Annotated in this window: 29 protein-coding genes; all 29 read left to right on the top strand. The window is 43.1% G+C overall.

From position 1 onward, the window contains the following. The first annotated feature begins 109 nt into the window (after positions 1–109). The 29 genes from rpsJ to rplQ all read left to right on the top strand — a co-directional run bounded on the left by rpsJ (position 110) and on the right by rplQ (position 14969). On the top strand, positions 110–421 hold the full coding sequence (gene rpsJ, locus G3570_RS16225; protein ID WP_165143918.1) for a 30S ribosomal protein S10: 312 nt from the start codon (positions 110–112) through the stop codon (positions 419–421). Positions 422–503: 82 nt separating this feature from the next. Next, positions 504–1133: a 50S ribosomal protein L3 gene (rplC, locus tag G3570_RS16220; RefSeq protein ID WP_165143917.1), complete on the top strand. Its 630-nt coding sequence runs from the start codon at positions 504–506 to the stop codon at positions 1131–1133. 13 nt (positions 1134–1146) lie between these two features. Then, positions 1147–1788: a 50S ribosomal protein L4 gene (gene rplD / locus G3570_RS16215; RefSeq protein WP_165143916.1), complete on the top strand. Its 642-nt coding sequence runs from the start codon at positions 1147–1149 to the stop codon at positions 1786–1788. Beyond that, positions 1788–2078 carry a 50S ribosomal protein L23 gene (gene rplW / locus G3570_RS16210; RefSeq protein WP_165143915.1) on the top strand — a complete coding sequence of 97 codons (291 nt, stop codon included), beginning with the start codon at positions 1788–1790 and terminating at the stop codon, positions 2076–2078. The genes rplD and rplW overlap by 1 nt, the downstream gene beginning before the upstream one ends. 14 nt (positions 2079–2092) lie before the next feature. After that, positions 2093–2926: a 50S ribosomal protein L2 gene (gene rplB, locus G3570_RS16205; RefSeq protein WP_165143914.1), complete on the top strand. Its 834-nt coding sequence runs from the start codon at positions 2093–2095 to the stop codon at positions 2924–2926. An 8-nt stretch (positions 2927–2934) separates the two neighbouring features. Continuing rightward, positions 2935–3225: a 30S ribosomal protein S19 gene (rpsS, locus tag G3570_RS16200; protein ID WP_165143913.1), complete on the top strand. Its 291-nt coding sequence runs from the start codon at positions 2935–2937 to the stop codon at positions 3223–3225. An 8-nt stretch (positions 3226–3233) separates the two neighbouring features. After that, positions 3234–3605 carry a 50S ribosomal protein L22 gene (gene rplV / locus G3570_RS16195; RefSeq protein WP_165143912.1) on the top strand — a complete coding sequence of 124 codons (372 nt, stop codon included), beginning with the start codon at positions 3234–3236 and terminating at the stop codon, positions 3603–3605. Positions 3606–3623: 18 nt separating this feature from the next. Then, on the top strand, positions 3624–4361 hold the full coding sequence (rpsC, locus tag G3570_RS16190; RefSeq protein WP_165143911.1) for a 30S ribosomal protein S3: 738 nt from the start codon (positions 3624–3626) through the stop codon (positions 4359–4361). Positions 4362–4383: 22 nt separating this feature from the next. Further along, complete coding sequence (gene rplP, locus G3570_RS16185; protein WP_165143910.1) at positions 4384–4806, top strand: 50S ribosomal protein L16; 423 nt, start codon at positions 4384–4386, stop codon at positions 4804–4806. Between the two features lie 20 nt (positions 4807–4826). Beyond that, complete coding sequence (rpmC, locus tag G3570_RS16180; RefSeq protein ID WP_165143909.1) at positions 4827–5033, top strand: 50S ribosomal protein L29; 207 nt, start codon at positions 4827–4829, stop codon at positions 5031–5033. Between the two features lie 10 nt (positions 5034–5043). After that, positions 5044–5307 (top strand): 30S ribosomal protein S17, encoded by a 264-nt coding sequence (rpsQ, locus tag G3570_RS16175; RefSeq protein WP_165143919.1) that lies wholly within the window; start codon positions 5044–5046, stop codon positions 5305–5307. 101 nt (positions 5308–5408) lie between these two features. After that, positions 5409–5777 (top strand): 50S ribosomal protein L14, encoded by a 369-nt coding sequence (gene rplN / locus G3570_RS16170; RefSeq protein WP_165143908.1) that lies wholly within the window; start codon positions 5409–5411, stop codon positions 5775–5777. Positions 5778–5855: 78 nt separating this feature from the next. Beyond that, positions 5856–6209 carry a 50S ribosomal protein L24 gene (gene rplX / locus G3570_RS16165; RefSeq protein WP_165143907.1) on the top strand — a complete coding sequence of 118 codons (354 nt, stop codon included), beginning with the start codon at positions 5856–5858 and terminating at the stop codon, positions 6207–6209. Between the two features lie 14 nt (positions 6210–6223). Next, on the top strand, positions 6224–6775 hold the full coding sequence (gene rplE / locus G3570_RS16160; protein ID WP_165143906.1) for a 50S ribosomal protein L5: 552 nt from the start codon (positions 6224–6226) through the stop codon (positions 6773–6775). Between the two features lie 21 nt (positions 6776–6796). Next, the gene (gene rpsN, locus G3570_RS16155) at positions 6797–7066 is read left to right on the top strand and encodes a 30S ribosomal protein S14 (RefSeq protein ID WP_165143905.1); all 270 of its coding nucleotides are present in this window, start codon (positions 6797–6799) and stop codon (positions 7064–7066) included. Positions 7067–7086: 20 nt separating this feature from the next. Beyond that, positions 7087–7479, top strand: a complete 393-nt coding sequence (gene rpsH, locus G3570_RS16150; protein WP_165143904.1) for a 30S ribosomal protein S8 — start codon at positions 7087–7089, stop codon at positions 7477–7479. Positions 7480–7498: 19 nt separating this feature from the next. After that, positions 7499–8056: a 50S ribosomal protein L6 gene (gene rplF / locus G3570_RS16145; protein ID WP_165143903.1), complete on the top strand. Its 558-nt coding sequence runs from the start codon at positions 7499–7501 to the stop codon at positions 8054–8056. A 15-nt stretch (positions 8057–8071) separates the two neighbouring features. After that, the gene (rplR, locus tag G3570_RS16140) at positions 8072–8440 is read left to right on the top strand and encodes a 50S ribosomal protein L18 (protein ID WP_165143902.1); all 369 of its coding nucleotides are present in this window, start codon (positions 8072–8074) and stop codon (positions 8438–8440) included. Between the two features lie 11 nt (positions 8441–8451). Further along, on the top strand, positions 8452–8976 hold the full coding sequence (gene rpsE / locus G3570_RS16135; RefSeq protein WP_165143901.1) for a 30S ribosomal protein S5: 525 nt from the start codon (positions 8452–8454) through the stop codon (positions 8974–8976). Between the two features lie 37 nt (positions 8977–9013). Continuing rightward, positions 9014–9472, top strand: a complete 459-nt coding sequence (gene rplO / locus G3570_RS16130) for a 50S ribosomal protein L15 (RefSeq protein ID WP_165143900.1) — start codon at positions 9014–9016, stop codon at positions 9470–9472. Positions 9473–9495: 23 nt separating this feature from the next. Continuing rightward, positions 9496–10803 (top strand): preprotein translocase subunit SecY, encoded by a 1308-nt coding sequence (gene secY / locus G3570_RS16125; protein WP_165143899.1) that lies wholly within the window; start codon positions 9496–9498, stop codon positions 10801–10803. After that, entirely contained in the window at positions 10803–11618 is an 816-nt protein-coding gene (gene map, locus G3570_RS16120; protein ID WP_165143898.1) for a type I methionyl aminopeptidase, read from the top strand. Before secY ends, map begins: the two co-directional genes overlap by 1 nt. After that, on the top strand, positions 11611–11829 hold the full coding sequence (gene infA / locus G3570_RS16115; protein WP_165143897.1) for a translation initiation factor IF-1: 219 nt from the start codon (positions 11611–11613) through the stop codon (positions 11827–11829). The genes map and infA overlap by 8 nt, the downstream gene beginning before the upstream one ends. 24 nt (positions 11830–11853) lie before the next feature. Then, positions 11854–11970: a 50S ribosomal protein L36 gene (gene rpmJ / locus G3570_RS16110; protein WP_165143896.1), complete on the top strand. Its 117-nt coding sequence runs from the start codon at positions 11854–11856 to the stop codon at positions 11968–11970. 18 nt (positions 11971–11988) lie between these two features. Continuing rightward, positions 11989–12366, top strand: coding sequence for a 30S ribosomal protein S13 (rpsM, locus tag G3570_RS16105; RefSeq protein WP_165143895.1), 378 nt, complete (start codon positions 11989–11991; stop codon positions 12364–12366). A gap of 20 nt (positions 12367–12386) precedes the next feature. Next, the gene (gene rpsK / locus G3570_RS16100) at positions 12387–12791 is read left to right on the top strand and encodes a 30S ribosomal protein S11 (RefSeq protein ID WP_165143894.1); all 405 of its coding nucleotides are present in this window, start codon (positions 12387–12389) and stop codon (positions 12789–12791) included. Positions 12792–12807: 16 nt separating this feature from the next. Further along, positions 12808–13413 carry a 30S ribosomal protein S4 gene (gene rpsD / locus G3570_RS16095; protein ID WP_165143893.1) on the top strand — a complete coding sequence of 202 codons (606 nt, stop codon included), beginning with the start codon at positions 12808–12810 and terminating at the stop codon, positions 13411–13413. A gap of 30 nt (positions 13414–13443) precedes the next feature. Continuing rightward, positions 13444–14424, top strand: coding sequence for a DNA-directed RNA polymerase subunit alpha (locus G3570_RS16090; RefSeq protein WP_165143892.1), 981 nt, complete (start codon positions 13444–13446; stop codon positions 14422–14424). Between the two features lie 14 nt (positions 14425–14438). Next, complete coding sequence (gene rplQ / locus G3570_RS16085; protein ID WP_165143891.1) at positions 14439–14969, top strand: 50S ribosomal protein L17; 531 nt, start codon at positions 14439–14441, stop codon at positions 14967–14969. Positions 14970–15247: the final 278 nt, after the last annotated feature.

The following is a 15247-nucleotide window of genomic DNA, read 5'->3' as shown; positions in this document are numbered from 1 at the left end:
GGCGCCGGTGTGGTAAGTAAGATTATTGAATAAGAAATCGAGTAAGCGTTGCTAATCTTTTTGAAGGTTAGTAACGCTGCTTTAAAGCTGATGAACTAAATATATAGCTGTGGCTACACAACAAAAGATTCGTATCAAATTAAAGTCGTATGATCACAACCTGATTGATAAATCAGCAGAAAAGATCATACAAACAGTTAAGTCTACAGGAGCTGTTGTTTCCGGGCCGATACCTCTTCCTACAAAGAAGAATATCATCACGGTTAACAGATCTGTACACGTTAATAAGAAATCCCGTGAACAGTTTGAGTATCGTTCTCACAAGAGACTGATTGACATTCTGTCCACAGGATCACAGACTGTTGATGCACTTATGAAGCTGGAGCTTCCCTCCGGTGTTGATGTAGAAATTAAAGTATAACGAAGTCTTGGCTGTCGGTTGCCTGAACCTATGCAACTTTAACAGCGAAGCATTTTAGAATAAGCAATTAATTTATAGCACTATGAGTAGTGGTTTAATTGGTAAAAAAATTGGGATGACAAACATGTTCGATGAGAACGGTCGGAACTTTGCAGTGACCGTCATCGAGGTGCAACCCTGCGTCATAACCCAGGTTAAAACTGAAGAAACGGATGGTTACCAGGCAATTCAGGTTGCGTCTTTTGACCGCAAGGAAAAAAGTACTTCCAAGCCGTTGCAAGGTCATTTTGATAAAGCAGGAACCAATCCCAAGAAACACATCAAAGAATTCCGTGATTTCAATCCTGAAGGAATGTCCGAAGGTGATGAGCTGAAAGTTGATGATGTGTTCACCGTTGGCGACAGCGTTGATGTTGTCGGAATTACCAAGGGTAAAGGTTTTACCGGTGTAGTAAAGAGACACAATTTTAGCGGTGTCGGTGAAGCAACTCACGGACAGCACAACAGGCAGCGTCATCCCGGTTCTATTGGACAGGCTTCAGATCCTTCAAGGGTTTTTAAAGGAATGAAGATGGCAGGACGATCTGGAAATCAGAGAACCAAGACTAAGAATCTGACCGTTGCTAAGATTTTTACTGAATCCAATATGATTATGATCACCGGTTCTGTACCCGGTGCGAATGGAAGCATTGTTGAAATTTACAATAGATAGCGATCAATAAACGATGAAAATTTCGATTTACACAACTGAAGGCAAAGAAAGCGGCAGTGCTGAACTGCGCGACAGCATATTTGCTATTGAGCCGAATGAAACGGTGATATATGAAGATGTTCGTCGCTACATGGCTAATCAGCGACAAGGTACCGCTAAAACCAAGGAACGTGGTGAAGTACGAGGCGGTGGTCGTAAGGCTTATCGTCAGAAAGGTACCGGAATGGCCCGTCGCGGTTCCATACGGTCACCTCTTCTGAAAGGTGGTGGTACGGTATTCGGGCCTCGTCCAAGAGTGCATAACGTCAAGATGACTAAGAAGATGCGCAGATTGGCTCGTAAGTCAGCCCTTTCTCTGAAAGCAAGTGAAGATGCGATCATTGTCGTAGAAGATTTCACTTATGAAGCGCCTAAAACAAGCAATATCGCTAACATGCTTGAAGCACTGGATATTGATGATAAAAAGGTATTGATCCTTACGGCAGAAACCGACATCAATGTGTACAAATCAGCGCGTAATATTCCCGGTGTTCAGGTACTTGAAGGGAATAAAGCTAATACCTACCAAATTCTGGATGCGGATGTGCTTTTGATTCAGAAAGGAGCTGTTGATGTACTTCAGGAATCAATTGAAACTACTGAGGAGGCCGCATAATGGATAAGATTTTAGAGAAACCACTGATAACAGAAAAGCTTTCCAGACTGCAGCAAGAAGGTAAGTATGCCTTTAAAGTGTATAAGCATGCTACAAAGCCTGAAATTAAACTGGCAGTTGAACAGCGTTATCCAAACGTAAAGGTTGCCAAAGTGAATACGATGGTTATGCCTTCCAAGCCCAAAGGTCGTTTTACTAAGGGCGGATATGTTGAAGGAAGATCTAAAGTTTGGAAAAAAGCAATTGTAACTCTCAAAGAAGGCGAAATAGACTTCTTTAGCGAAATTTAGAAAACACTAGTTCGATGGCTACAAAAAAATTAAAACCGACTACACCAGGATCACGGCACCGTATTGCGCCCGTATTCGATGATGTTACCGAGAAGAAGCCAACAGTAAAACGTCTTCTTAAAGGAAAAGGGCAGTCCGGTGGACGTAACAATCGCGGTCGAATGACTTCACGCCACAGAGGCGGTGGTCACAAACGTCGTTATCGACACATTGATTTCAACCGTGACAAGCATGATATACCTGCTACGGTTCAAACCATTGAGTATGATCCGAACCGCTCTGCACGCATTGCTCTGATCGCATATGCTGATGGTGAAAAACGTTATATCATTGCTCCTAATAAACTGAGTGTCGGTGATACTATCATTAGCGGTGAAAATGCTGCCCCCGATCGCGGTAACGCATTACCCATGAAGAATATGCCTCCGGGTACTTTCATCCATAATATTGAGATGAATCCCGGAAAAGGTGGACAGCTATGCAGAAGTGCCGGAACAGTGGCACAGATGATTGCAAAGACCGATAAATATGTTACGGTAAAGCTGCCATCCGGTGAAGTTAGAATGATACTGGGAAGTTGTTATGCTACTGTAGGTAACACCAGTAACCCGGATCACTTTAATACTACGCTTGGTAAAGCCGGACGAAATCGATGGAAAGGTAACAGGCCTTACAGTCGCGGTGTTGCCAAGAACCCTGTTGATCACCCGATGGGTGGTGGTGAAGGAAAAGCTTCTGGAGGGCATCCGCGTTCTCCATGGGGTCAATCCGCAAAGGGTAAGAAGACACGTAAACGCAAAAAACTTTCGAATCGCTACATCGTTCGAAGCAGAAAAAAGTCTAAATAGGTTTACTTATGCCAAGATCGCTGAAAAAAGGACCTTTTGTTTATTACAAGTTGCAGCGTAAGATCGATGCAATGAATGAAAGCGGGAAGAAGAACGTCATCAAAACCTGGTCAAGAGGCTCGATGATCACTCCCGATTTTGTAGGACTTACGCTGGCTGTTCACAATGGGAAACAATTTATTCCCGTCTATATCACTGAAAATATGGTAGGCCACAAACTCGGTGAATTTGCACCGACACGAACATTCCGTGGTCACCCGATTAAAAAAGCAGATAAATCTGCAACCAGAAAACCGTAAGCTGAATTATGGCAGAACAAAAATTTGAGGCGAGAGCTGTACAAAAGCACCTTCGTAAATCTCCAAGAAAAGTACGCCTGGTAGTTGATATCGTACGTGGAGAGAAGGTCAACCGAGCATTGAAGAAGCTGGAATTTATTAATAAAGCTACGGCACCTGATGTAGCGAAGGTAATAAAATCTGCAGCTGCCAATATTCGGGACAAGTTTCAGGAAGAACGTCTTGAAAACGAAGATCTTTACATCAAAGAAATTTATGTAGATGAAGGCGCAACATTAAAGCGGATTCAACCCGCACCGATGGGACGTGCGCATCCCATCAACAAGCGTTCATGCCACATTACTGTAGTAGTGGCTAAAAAAGAAGAAGAATTAGTTTAATAATAAAACGGTAACACCTTGGGACAAAAAACACATCCAATAGGTTTAAGACTCGGAATCATACGCGGTTGGGATTCCAACTGGTATTCGGAAGAGAATGAACCGGAAATTCTTTACGAAGACACGAAGCTCAGAGAATATTTGCATACACGGCTTCAGAACGGTGGACTTTCACGTGTCATCATTGAAAGAACTCCTAAGAGAATTCTGTTGACGCTTAAAACCAGCCGACCCGGTGTAATTATCGGTAAGGGCGGTGAGCAGATTGAACTTCTCCGTGAAGAGTTGAAGAAAATTACCAGTAAAGAAGTTCAAATTAATGTAAGTGAAATCAAGCGCCCTGAAACGGATGCCAGCCTTGTTGCACAGAACATAGCGCAGCAACTGCAGGCTAGGATTTCATTTCGTAGAGCCATGAAAACGGCTATCTCTTCGGCCATGCGAATGGGTGCTGAAGGCATCAAGATTCGTTGTGCCGGAAGATTAGGCGGTGCTGAAATGGCACGAACTGAACAGTATAAAGAAGGTCGTGTACCACTGCATACGCTTCGAGCTGATATTGATTACTACAATACTACAGCCAATACCATACAGGGATCTATTGGAGTAACGGTTTGGATATTTAAAGGTGAGGTACTTGGCGATGTTGAATTGACACCGGGTACCGCTCACAGCAATCAGCAAGAAGACAGCCGCGGTGGTCGCGGAGGTCAACGACGGTCCAGAAGAAGCCGTCGTCGCAACAGAAGTAACTAATTAACGATTAATTTCAAGAATCATGCTAGAACCAAAACGTGTAAAACGTCGTCGGCAGCATCGAAGAAGCCTTAAAGGCAATGCCCAACGAGGACATACACTCGCCTTTGGTGATTTCGGTATCAAGGCTTTAGAGCCCAAGTACATCACCTCCAGGCAGATAGAGTCCTGCCGTATTGCTATTGCCCGCCGGCTACAAAGAGACGGTCAAACATGGATCCGGATATTCCCGGACATGCCTAAAACCTCTAAACCCGCTGAAACACGAATGGGTAAAGGTAAAGGTGCACTTGACCACTACGTAGCCGTTGTGAAACCCGGACGCATATTGTTTGAAATCGCCGGTGTCTCTGAAGCTAAGGCACGCGAAGCAATGGCTCGTGCTGCACATAAACTTCCAATGAAAACGAAATTTATCGTTCGTCGAGATTACGACGGACCTTAATTGAAAAGGAGATAAGTAGCATGAAAGCACACGAATTACGAGAACTGTCTTTAACGGAATTAAGAGCACGTGTTAAGGATGAGAAAGAAGCACTGCAGAACATGAAATTTAATCATGCAGTTGCCGGACAATTGGAGAATCCTGCACGACTTAAAATGACGAGACGTGAAATAGCTCGTTTGAAAACAATTATACATGAAAAAGAACAAAACGGAAGTGCTGAATAAGGAAGAAACTATGGCACAAACTGAAAGAGCACAAAGAAGACAACGTACTGGCAAAGTAGTCAGTGACAGGATGGACAAGACGATCACAGTTGCAGTAGATCGTCAGATTAAGCATCCCATTTACGGTAAGTTTATTACCAAAACCACCAAATACCTGGCGCATGATGAAGAAAATGATGCCAAGGCTGGTGATACTGTACAGATCATGTCAACACGTCCGCTTTCAAAAAGAAAGACTTGGCGCCTGGTTGACATCCTGGAAAGAGCGAAGTAATTGCGCTCTCAGTTTTACACTAGACGTTGTTTAATTATTGATCACTTAATGAGGCCGATTTGAAATAAAATTAGAACCGGCCACAAATACTAAGAGTTAAAATGATACAGATTCAAAGCAGACTTAATGTTGCTGACAACAGCGGTGCCCGAGAATTGCAGTGCATCAAGGTGTTGGGAGATTCCCGAAGAAGATATGCACGTGTGGGTGATTTGATTTCCTGCTCTGTTAAAAATGCCATCCCCGGCGGTACCGTTAAAAGAGGGGAAGTAGTTACAGCAGTTATTGTGAGAACCAAAAAAGAACTGCGTCGAAAAGATGGCAGCTATATTCGGTTCGATGAAAATGCTGCTGTTGTGATTAATAAAGAACAAGAGCCGGTAGGTACCAGAATTTTCGGACCTGTTGCACGGGAACTTAGAGAACGCAACTTTATGCGGATTGTCTCACTGGCTCCGGAAGTACTATAAAGATTTTTTGATATACGTTTGAATCAACAAAAGGCATAAACAGGATAACACTCGAAGCCTTTTACAATTAAGAATATTATGCCACGTACTAAAAACAAACAGAAGAAATTACATGTAAAGAAAGGCGATAACGTCAAAGTTATTGCCGGTAATGACCGCGGTAAGGAAGGACGTGTACTCGCTGTATTCCCTGAAAAAGAACGAGTACTGGTTGAGGGAATCAACATGCGTGTTCATCACGATAAGCCGACCCAGGATAACCCCCAGGGAGGCCGAATTGAACGTGAAATGGCGATACACATCTCAAATGTTATGGTAATTGATCCTACCACGGGTGAACCCACCAGAATCGGCCGTAAACGCATTGAAGAAGACGGTGGCGGAAGATGGGTACGTTATTCCAAAGACAGCGGCGAGATCATAGACAATTAAGTATTTAAAATAGAATGGCAGAAGCAAGACTTTATACACAGTACAAAGAAGAAATTATTGACAAGCTCAGGGAAGACTTTGACTATGATAATATCATGGCTGTCCCTAAGCTTAAGAAAATTGTCATTAATACCGGCGTAGGCGATGCTGTTGAAAACACAAAGATTGTAGATACGGTATCGGAAAACCTGGCCAGAATTACCGGTCAGCGACCTGTAACTACCAAGGCAAAGAAATCTATCTCAAACTTTAAGGTGAGAGAAGGAATGCCGCTAGGTTGCAAAGTAACACTGCGCCAACGAATCATGTATGAATTTTTAGATCGTTTGATCAATCTGGCATTACCCAGAACACGTGACTTCCAGGGAGTACCTGACAAGAGCTTTGACGGTCGCGGTAACTATACATTAGGTATTAAGGAACATACTATATTTCCTGAAATCGATACCGATAATGTAGACAGGGTTCATGGCATGGACATTACCTTCGTTACCAGTGCGGAAACGGACGAAGAAGCCTATGCCCTGCTGAAGCATTTTGGAATGCCTTTTGTAAAACGAAAATAACCTAATAAGCAACACAGTACTATGGCTAAGAAAGCTTGGATTGCACGTAATAAAAAAAGGAGAGAAACGGTAAAAAAGTATGCGGAAAAACGCCGCAAGCTTAAAGAAGAAGGGAAGTATGAAGAACTTCAGAAACTTCCGCGCGATGCCAGTCCTACAAGACTGAATAATCGCTGCAGTCTTACCGGCCGTTCACGCGGTTACATCCGCAAGTATGGCATTTCCCGTATCAAATTCAGGGAATTGGCACTTGATGGAAAAATTCCTGGAGTGCGTAAAGCAAGCTGGTAACCATCTAATTCAGAACTTATATGTTTGATCCAATAGCAGATTATTTAACTCGCATTCGCAACGCTCAACAGGCAGGACATCGCCGTGTTGATATTCCCGCTTCCAAACTGAAGCGCGCGATGACTAAGATCCTCATCGATAAAGGATATATAAATAAGTATATCAATATTGATGATGGCAAACAGGGTATGCTTCGACTGTTCCTGAAGTATGACTCATATGGTCATCCGGTCATTAAAAAGATGCAGCGTAAATCAAAGCCCGGACTGAGAGTCTATTGCAACGCTGATGATATACCCAGGGCCTTGAATGGTTTAGGCGTTGTAGTACTGTCAACTTCTCGCGGAGTTATGACGGATAAAGAAGCTAGAAAGCTGCATGTTGGCGGCGAAGTATTATGCACTGTTTACTAAAATAAATTGGTAAGAAATTATGTCTCGTATCGGAAAACAGCCAATTTCTTTAAAAGAAGATGTTGAATTCAGCATTGACGCTGATAACGTAGTTACCATTAAAGGTCAGAAAGGTAGCGATTCTTTAAAGGTACATCCCAACATCACTATTGAAAAGAAAGACGGTGAAATTTTAGTAACCCGCAATTCTGAAGCAAAGCAGGACCGTTCATTACACGGTCTTTACCGGTCTCTCATTGACAATATGATAACCGGTGTTACAGAAGGGTATAAGAAGGAATTAGAAATTATCGGGGTTGGATATCGCGCCTCAATAAATAACGGTGTATTGGAACTGAACCTTGGTTTCTCACACCCTATTTATTTTGTTGCTCCCGATGGTATCGATATAGAAGTGGATACCAAAAGAAAGAAGAATCCGATACTTATTGTGTCGGGTATAAACAAAGAATTAGTTGGACAAGTGGCTGCGAAAATTCGCTCTCTTCGTCCGCCAGAACCTTACAAAGGTAAAGGCGTACGTTATGTTGATGAGTGGGTTCGTCGTAAAGCCGGTAAATCTGCTGCTAAAGCTTAATAGGAAATATCTGAAATGGAAAAGAATACAAAGAAAAGACTACGCAGAGATAGAATTCGCCGACGTATTCGTTCAACGATACGTGGAACTTCTGATCGACCAAGATTATGTATTTTCAAAAGCAACAAGCACATTAATGCTCAGTTGGTTGACGACTTGGCCGGTAATACCTTAGTTTCCGCATCCACCAAACTGGATGATCTGGCCAAAGATCTGAAAGATAAAACCAGAATGGAAAAAGCCGAAGTAGTCGGTGAACACTTAGCCAAGCTAGCATTAGATCAAGGAATTGACAAAGCCGTTTTTGATAGAAGCGGATATAAATATCATGGCGTTGTTAAGGCACTAGCCGATGGCGCCCGAAACGGTGGTTTAGACTTTTAAAACGATTTATTATGCCTAAAATTAGAAGAAGACATAACATCACACCTACTAATCTGAACCTGGAAGAAAAGCTGGTTCATATTAACCGGGTATCCAAAGTAGTTAAAGGTGGACGCCGGTTTAGTTTCAATGCTATTGTTGTTGTAGGCAATAAAGACGGTATTGTCGGTCACGGACTCGGTAAGGCAAATGAGGTATCAGATGCCATCCAGAAAGGATTCGATAACGCCAAGAAAAACCTGATCAAGGTACCGATGACCCAGACGGGTAGTATTTACCATAGCATTGTTGGTAAGGAAGGTGCCGGTGAAGTACTATTGCGTCCGGCCTCTGAAGGTACCGGTGTAATTGCAGGCGGACCCGTAAAGGCGCTGCTTGACATCGCAGGAATACAGAACATATTGACCAAATCACTGGGTTCTTCAAATCCGCATAACATGGTCAAGGCTACCTATAATGCATTGAAGAATTTGACGGATCCCGTTGAAGTTGCGCAGCGCAGAGGCGTTTCGCTGGGTAAAGTTTTTGAAGGATAATAGAATATTAAGAATTATAAATTCCGGTTGACACAAAATGGATTTAAGTAATTTAAAAGCTCCAAAACCGAATCAAAAAGACCGCAAGCGTATCGGACGCGGGCAAGGTTCAGGACACGGTAGCCACACTGTTGGTCGTGGTCATAACGGACAGAAGTCACGAAGCGGTTTCAAAGTGCGATTCTGGTTCGAAGGCGGACAGATGCCACTTCAGCGACGCATTCCAAAGTTCGGGTTCAAGAATCCGTTCCGTACTGAGTATGTACCCTTGAACGTAGATACTATTGATGCATTTGTTGAAGACGGACGTCTCGGAAAGACAATTACCTTGTCTGACCTCGAAGAAGTAGGATTGATTGATAATGGTGATCTTGTGAAACTGTTGGGAAGAGGGGAAATCTCTTCAGAAGTAGAAATTGAAGTTCACGATTTCAGCAAGTCTGGTAAAGAAAAAGTAGAAAAAGCCGGCGGTTCAGTTACTACTATAGAATCATAACATTTTAGTTTTAACATCACTCAATGAGTTTAGTAGAAAACTTTCGAAATATATTTAAGATTGAGGAGCTGAAAAATCGCATCCTCTACGTGGTCGGTATATTGATGGTTTACCGAATCGGAAGTTATGTGACGCTGCCCGGCGTGGACGCTTCACAACTGGTACAGAGTACCGGAAATGCTTCCAGCTTGCTGGGACTTTTCGATATGTTTGTTGGAGGTGCCTTTACACGGGCCGGTGTATTTGCATTGGGTATTATGCCTTACATTACAGCGGCAATTATTATTCAGCTAATGGGGGCAGTAGTTCCTTATTTCCAAAAGCTTCAGCGAGAAGGAGAAGAAGGACGACGAAAAATTAACCGGTTAACCCGGTACGGTACCGTTGGAATTACTCTTGTACAGTCTATAGGGTTTGCGATAAACCTGATGGCGACTTCACCGAATGCTATTGTGGTTAGTAATGTGACGTTTGTCATTACTTCTATGATCATACTGACAGCGGGGACTACATTTGTAATGTGGCTCGGTGAACGTATTACGGAAAGAGGCATCGGAAACGGTATATCGATTCTTATAATGATCGGTATTATAGCTGCTTTGCCAACGAATCTGATCAATGAGGTCACCACCAAAAGCAATGCCATTATCGTAATAGCTGAACTTGCAGCACTAATACTAGTCATTGCAGCTTGTGTGGTATTAACCCAGGGGGTACGAAAAGTTCCTGTGCAGTATGCCAAGAGGGTTGTCGGAAGAAAAGTTTACGGTGGAACCACACAGTACCTGCCGCTGAAAGTTAATGCCGCAGGTGTAATGCCGATTATCTTTGCTCAGTCTATCATGTTTATCCCGAGTACGGTGGGAACGTTCTTTCCCAATAACGAAACTGTGCAAATGTTGACAGCGTGGTCATCTGACTTTACGGGAATAACGTACTCGATCATATTCTTCATTATCTGTGTGTTCTTTACATACTTCTATACAGCAATCTCGGTTAATCCGAGAGAAATGGCCGACACTATGAAACGACAGGGTGGATTTATCCCCGGCGTACGTCCAGGCAAACAAACTGTAGAATTTATTGACAACATTCTTACTAAGGTGACACTACCTGGAGCTTTGTTCCTGGGCTTTGTTGCCATCTTGCCGGCCTTTGCTGCACGGCTGGGTGTAACCCCGGGGTTTGCCATGTTCTATGGCGGCACCAGCCTGTTAATTATAGTCGGTGTAGCAATTGACACCCTACAGCAGATTGAAAGTCACCTGATGATGCGTCACTACGATGGATTTATGAAGACAGGCAAGATCAAAGGTAGACGCAGGGCCTGATGATATTTCTGAAGAGTGAATCGGAAATTGAAAAAATGCGTGATAGTGCGCAGCTTGTTTCGCGCACGCTTGCAGAAGTGGCGAAACATATTGAACCGGGTGTAACCACCGCCAAGCTGGACCGGGTAGCCGAAGAATATATTGAAAGATATAACGGCCGTCCCGCTTTTAAGGGATATGGAACTGACAAAAATCCGTTTCCGGCAACACTATGTATTTCGATTAATGAAGAAGTAGTTCACGGAATACCCAGCGAGAAAAGAAACTTGAAAGAAGGCGATGTTGTTTCCATAGACTGCGGGGTAGAGAAAAACGGCTACTTCGGTGATCATGCCTACACCTTTGCGGTAGGCGAGTGCGATGAAAAAACGTTAGATCTTTTAAGAACAACACTTGAATCGCTCTATAAAGGTATTGATAAGACCGTTCACGGCAACAAAGTGGGCGATATTTCAAATGCCGTGCAGAATCATTGTGAAAACAAAGGATACGGTGTGGTAAGAGACCTGGTTGGACACGGCTTGGGTAAATCGCTGCATGAAGATCCTTCGGTCCCGAATTTCGGCAAGCCCGGCAGGGGCGAACGATTACGATCAGGGATGACCTTGGCCATTGAGCCGATGATCACGATGGGCGGTTGGAAGGTTAAAACACTGAATGACGGATGGACCGTTGTTACTGAAGACCAAAGCATCGCCGCTCATTACGAGCACGATGTAGTTGTACGTGAAGGAAAGGCTGAAATTCTCAGTACTTTTGATTATATTGATGAGATAACAAAAAGTCGAATTAACGCAAAGATTGAGAATGGCTAAAGAAGAGCCAATTAAACAAGACGGAGAAATTATTGAAGCACTGCCCAATGCACAATTTCGGGTAGAGCTGGATAACGGGCATGAAATTCTGGCCCATGTATCCGGCAAAATGAGAATGCACTATATTAAAATTCTCCCCGGCGACCGAGTCGCGGTGGAGATGTCACCATACGATCTTTCTAAAGGTCGTATCACGTATCGTTATAAATAATTTTTAATTCAAAGTTTTAACGTTATGAAGACCAAATCTTCAGTTAAGAAAAGAAGCGCAGACGACAAAATTGTTCGACGCAATGGTCGCGTATATGTAATCAACAAGAAAAATCCACGCCACAAGCAACGGCAGGGATAATAAAATCGGATAGTTTTTATGGCAAGAATTGCTGGAATTGACTTACCAAAAGATAAACGTGGCGAAATAGGCCTTACCTACATTTATGGTATTGGTCGTTCAACTGCTCAGGAAATTCTTGATAGCCTGGACATCGACCGAAGTACCAAAGTAAAAGACTGGACGGACGATCAGGTTGCAGAACTTCGAAAGAAGATAGATTCGGAGTACAAGGTTGAAGGTGCACTTCGTACCGAAGTAAACCAAAACATTCGCCGTCTGATTGAAATCGGTTCCTACAGAGGAACACGACATAGAAAAGGCCTGCCGGTAAGGGGTCAACGGACTCAGACAAACGCCAGAACCCGAAAAGGGAAGCGGCGCACGGTAGCCGGTAAGAAAAAAGTTTCGAAGTAATCACTAATACGAGTAGATAAATGGCAAAGAAACAGAGAAAACCTGCAGCAGGTAAAAGAAAAAAGAGGAAGCAACTTTCTGATCCAAATGGAATGGCTTTTATCAAGGCCACTTTCAATAATGTATTGGTAACTATTACCGATGCTGATGGAAATGCCTTATCCTGGTCATCAGCCGGGAAGGAAGGCTTTAAGGGTTCCAGAAAGAATACTCCTTACGCGGCACAACTGAGTTCCGAGACAGCTGCAACCGCAGCTTATGAAATGGGACTGCGTCGTGTAGAAGTGTTTGTTAAGGGTCCGGGATCAGGAAGAGAAGCAGCAATACGTGCTTTATCCTCCAGCGGACTTGAGGTAACATCTATCAAAGATCGCACGCCTATTCCGCACAATGGCTGCAGACCACCCAAACGACGAAGAGTTTAAAAGTAGAAGATAAGTTATGGCAAGATATAGAGGTCCAAAACAAAAGAAAGCAAGACGTTTCAGAGAACCCATTTTTGGTCCAAGTAAGGCACTTGAAAGAAAGCCTTACGGTCCGGGTCAGCATGGACGTTCCAGATATTCCAGAAAATCGGAATATGCTATACAGCTTGAAGAGAAGCAGAAAGCCAAGTACACTTACGGATTGTTGGAGAAGCAATTTGCAAATCTTTTCCACAAAGCCAATGCTAAAGACGGTGTAACCGGTGAAATTCTTCTTCAATATCTCGAAAGCCGTCTTGACAACACTGTTTTCCGTTTGGGAATTGCCAGAACCAGACGTCAAGCCCGGCAGCTGGTCAGCCACAAGCACATTGTGGTAAATGGTGAGGTAGTGAATATTCCATCTTACCATCTCAAGCCCGGTGACGTTATTTCTGTTCGTCCGAAGTCGAAGAATCTGGAAGTAATTGAGGATTCACTTCAGCATGCACCGACCAGCAAGTACAAATGGCTCGAGATCGATAAGAAATCCAAGTCAGGTAAATATTTAAACAACCCGACTCTGGAAGAGATCCCCGAGAACATTAACGTTCAGCTTATTGTTGAGCTGTACTCCAAGTAATTTTCAACATTTTCATTATTCGCTTTTATTATGAGCAACTATAGTATTCAAATGCCCGAGAGTTTAGAGGTAGAAGAATCCAAAGACACTTTTGGGACTTTTGTTCTACAACCTTTGGAAAGAGGTTTCGGTGTTACCATAGGAAACTCTTTCCGTAGAATCCTTCTCTCATCCCTACCCGGAATTGCCATTAATGCCGTTAAGATCAACGGTGTTGAGCATGAATATTCCAGCATTCAGGGTGTGAAAGAGGATGTTTATGAAATTATTCTAAACCTGAAAGAAGTTCGCTTCAGCCAGGTAGAACAGAGTAGTGGAATCATCCATATTACCAAGAAAGGTGAAGGCAAACTTACTGCTGATGATATTGCAGAGGCTACAGCCGATTATGAAGTCCTGAATAAAGACCTTGTTATCGCCACGATGTCTGAAGATGCCGAGCTTGAAATTGAACTTCGTGTCGGACGCGGAAGAGGTTACGTACCTGCCGAAGAACAGAATTTCGATTCAGAAGAGGATGTAAACCTCATTCCCATAGATGCTATCTACACACCGATCAAACAAGTGAAATTTAATGTAGATAATGTTCGTGTAGGTCAGCGTACAGACTATGAAAAGCTGACTATGGACATTACTACCGATGGTTCCGTTAATGCGAAGGAAGCACTGACTATCGCCGGTAAAATTCTCAAAGAGCATATTGAGAAATTCATCACAGAAAAAATTGATGAGCCATTCACTCAGGAAGAGGAAGAGGTTGATGCTGAAAAACAGAGAATTGCAAATCTGCTTAAAACAAGCATTGAAGATTTGAATCTCAGCGTCCGTGCCTACAACTGCCTGAAATCAGCCAACATCAATACCATTGGTGAGCTTGTTTCCAGAGATGAACAGGATCTGCTAAAGTTCAGAAACTTCGGTAAGAAGTCACTGGCTGAGTTGGTTGAAGTGATCGAAGACAAGAATCTCCATTTTGGAATGGATGTCTCAAAATTTTTGGATAAATCATAAAAGTATTTTAGAAGATGCGTCATTTAGTTAAAGGAAGAAAATTAGGTCGTACTACTTCACATCGTGCTGCTACGCTGAGTGCATTATCCGTAGCTTTGATTAAAGAGCACCGAATAGTTACGACATTGCCTAAGGCAAAAGAGCTTCGTACGTTTATTGAGCCTCTGATCACCAAGGCAAAAGAAGATACTTCTCATAATCGTCGCCAGGTCTTTTCAAAACTGAAAGACAAGCAGGCAGTTTCTCACCTCTTCGGAGAAATTTCCGATAAGGTAGGTGATCGTCCCGGCGGATATACCCGTGTTATCAAGATGGGATCCCGTGCAGGAGACTCTGCCGACATGGCTGTCATAGAGCTCGTTGATTACAACGATATCAAACCAGAAGACAGTACTAAGACCAAGCGTACGCGACGAGCCGGCAAATCTTCTTCAAGCTCTACCAAAAAGAGTAAAGGGACTAAAGCTTCCAAGAAGAAAGAAACGGAAGCTAAGAAAGAGTCCAAAGAAGATGAATCTTCATCAGGCAAATCTGAAGAAGAATAGGTCGGGCTTTTTTAGCTACTTTTCCTAAAAGATTGATTATAAACCGTTTTGAAATTGTTTGCGGTGAGGCAATTGTACGCCTTTAAAAATATTTCAAAATAAGTTGATTTTATATTTGCAATGAGAGCTTAAGATCCTTATCATTGCATCGCCCTGAAAGGGGAGTCGGAATTCAAATAGAAGCCGGCTCGTTTCAGGCATCTTTGGCGGAGCAATTCCGCCTTTTTAGTGACTAGATAATCCTTGTGATTATCGCAATGTTCATTGACGTAGTGGGA

The sequence above is a fragment of the Halalkalibaculum roseum genome (assembly GCF_011059145.1).
GTDB lineage: Bacteria > Bacteroidota > Rhodothermia > Balneolales > Balneolaceae > Halalkalibaculum > Halalkalibaculum roseum.
The sequence above is the reverse complement of the archived record's forward strand: the minus strand, read 5'-3'. Positions and strand labels throughout refer to the sequence as shown.

Coding starts and splice junctions, on each gene's coding strand:
- rplC (WP_165143917.1), top strand. CDS start 504: ATGAGTAGTGGTTTAATTGGTAAAAAAATTGGGATGACAAACATGTTC.
- rplD (WP_165143916.1), top strand. CDS start 1,147: ATGAAAATTTCGATTTACACAACTGAAGGCAAAGAAAGCGGCAGTGCT.
- rplW (WP_165143915.1), top strand. CDS start 1,788: ATGGATAAGATTTTAGAGAAACCACTGATAACAGAAAAGCTTTCCAGA.
- rplB (WP_165143914.1), top strand. CDS start 2,093: ATGGCTACAAAAAAATTAAAACCGACTACACCAGGATCACGGCACCGT.
- rpsS (WP_165143913.1), top strand. CDS start 2,935: ATGCCAAGATCGCTGAAAAAAGGACCTTTTGTTTATTACAAGTTGCAG.
- rplV (WP_165143912.1), top strand. CDS start 3,234: ATGGCAGAACAAAAATTTGAGGCGAGAGCTGTACAAAAGCACCTTCGT.
- rplP (WP_165143910.1), top strand. CDS start 4,384: ATGCTAGAACCAAAACGTGTAAAACGTCGTCGGCAGCATCGAAGAAGC.
- rpmC (WP_165143909.1), top strand. CDS start 4,827: ATGAAAGCACACGAATTACGAGAACTGTCTTTAACGGAATTAAGAGCA.
- rpsQ (WP_165143919.1), top strand. CDS start 5,044: ATGGCACAAACTGAAAGAGCACAAAGAAGACAACGTACTGGCAAAGTA.
- rplN (WP_165143908.1), top strand. CDS start 5,409: ATGATACAGATTCAAAGCAGACTTAATGTTGCTGACAACAGCGGTGCC.
- rplX (WP_165143907.1), top strand. CDS start 5,856: ATGCCACGTACTAAAAACAAACAGAAGAAATTACATGTAAAGAAAGGC.
- rplE (WP_165143906.1), top strand. CDS start 6,224: ATGGCAGAAGCAAGACTTTATACACAGTACAAAGAAGAAATTATTGAC.
- rpsN (WP_165143905.1), top strand. CDS start 6,797: ATGGCTAAGAAAGCTTGGATTGCACGTAATAAAAAAAGGAGAGAAACG.
- rpsH (WP_165143904.1), top strand. CDS start 7,087: ATGTTTGATCCAATAGCAGATTATTTAACTCGCATTCGCAACGCTCAA.
- rplF (WP_165143903.1), top strand. CDS start 7,499: ATGTCTCGTATCGGAAAACAGCCAATTTCTTTAAAAGAAGATGTTGAA.
- rplR (WP_165143902.1), top strand. CDS start 8,072: ATGGAAAAGAATACAAAGAAAAGACTACGCAGAGATAGAATTCGCCGA.
- rpsE (WP_165143901.1), top strand. CDS start 8,452: ATGCCTAAAATTAGAAGAAGACATAACATCACACCTACTAATCTGAAC.
- rplO (WP_165143900.1), top strand. CDS start 9,014: ATGGATTTAAGTAATTTAAAAGCTCCAAAACCGAATCAAAAAGACCGC.
- secY (WP_165143899.1), top strand. CDS start 9,496: ATGAGTTTAGTAGAAAACTTTCGAAATATATTTAAGATTGAGGAGCTG.
- map (WP_165143898.1), top strand. CDS start 10,803: ATGATATTTCTGAAGAGTGAATCGGAAATTGAAAAAATGCGTGATAGT.
- infA (WP_165143897.1), top strand. CDS start 11,611: ATGGCTAAAGAAGAGCCAATTAAACAAGACGGAGAAATTATTGAAGCA.
- rpmJ (WP_165143896.1), top strand. CDS start 11,854: ATGAAGACCAAATCTTCAGTTAAGAAAAGAAGCGCAGACGACAAAATT.
- rpsM (WP_165143895.1), top strand. CDS start 11,989: ATGGCAAGAATTGCTGGAATTGACTTACCAAAAGATAAACGTGGCGAA.
- rpsK (WP_165143894.1), top strand. CDS start 12,387: ATGGCAAAGAAACAGAGAAAACCTGCAGCAGGTAAAAGAAAAAAGAGG.
- rpsD (WP_165143893.1), top strand. CDS start 12,808: ATGGCAAGATATAGAGGTCCAAAACAAAAGAAAGCAAGACGTTTCAGA.
- G3570_RS16090 (WP_165143892.1), top strand. CDS start 13,444: ATGAGCAACTATAGTATTCAAATGCCCGAGAGTTTAGAGGTAGAAGAA.
- rplQ (WP_165143891.1), top strand. CDS start 14,439: ATGCGTCATTTAGTTAAAGGAAGAAAATTAGGTCGTACTACTTCACAT.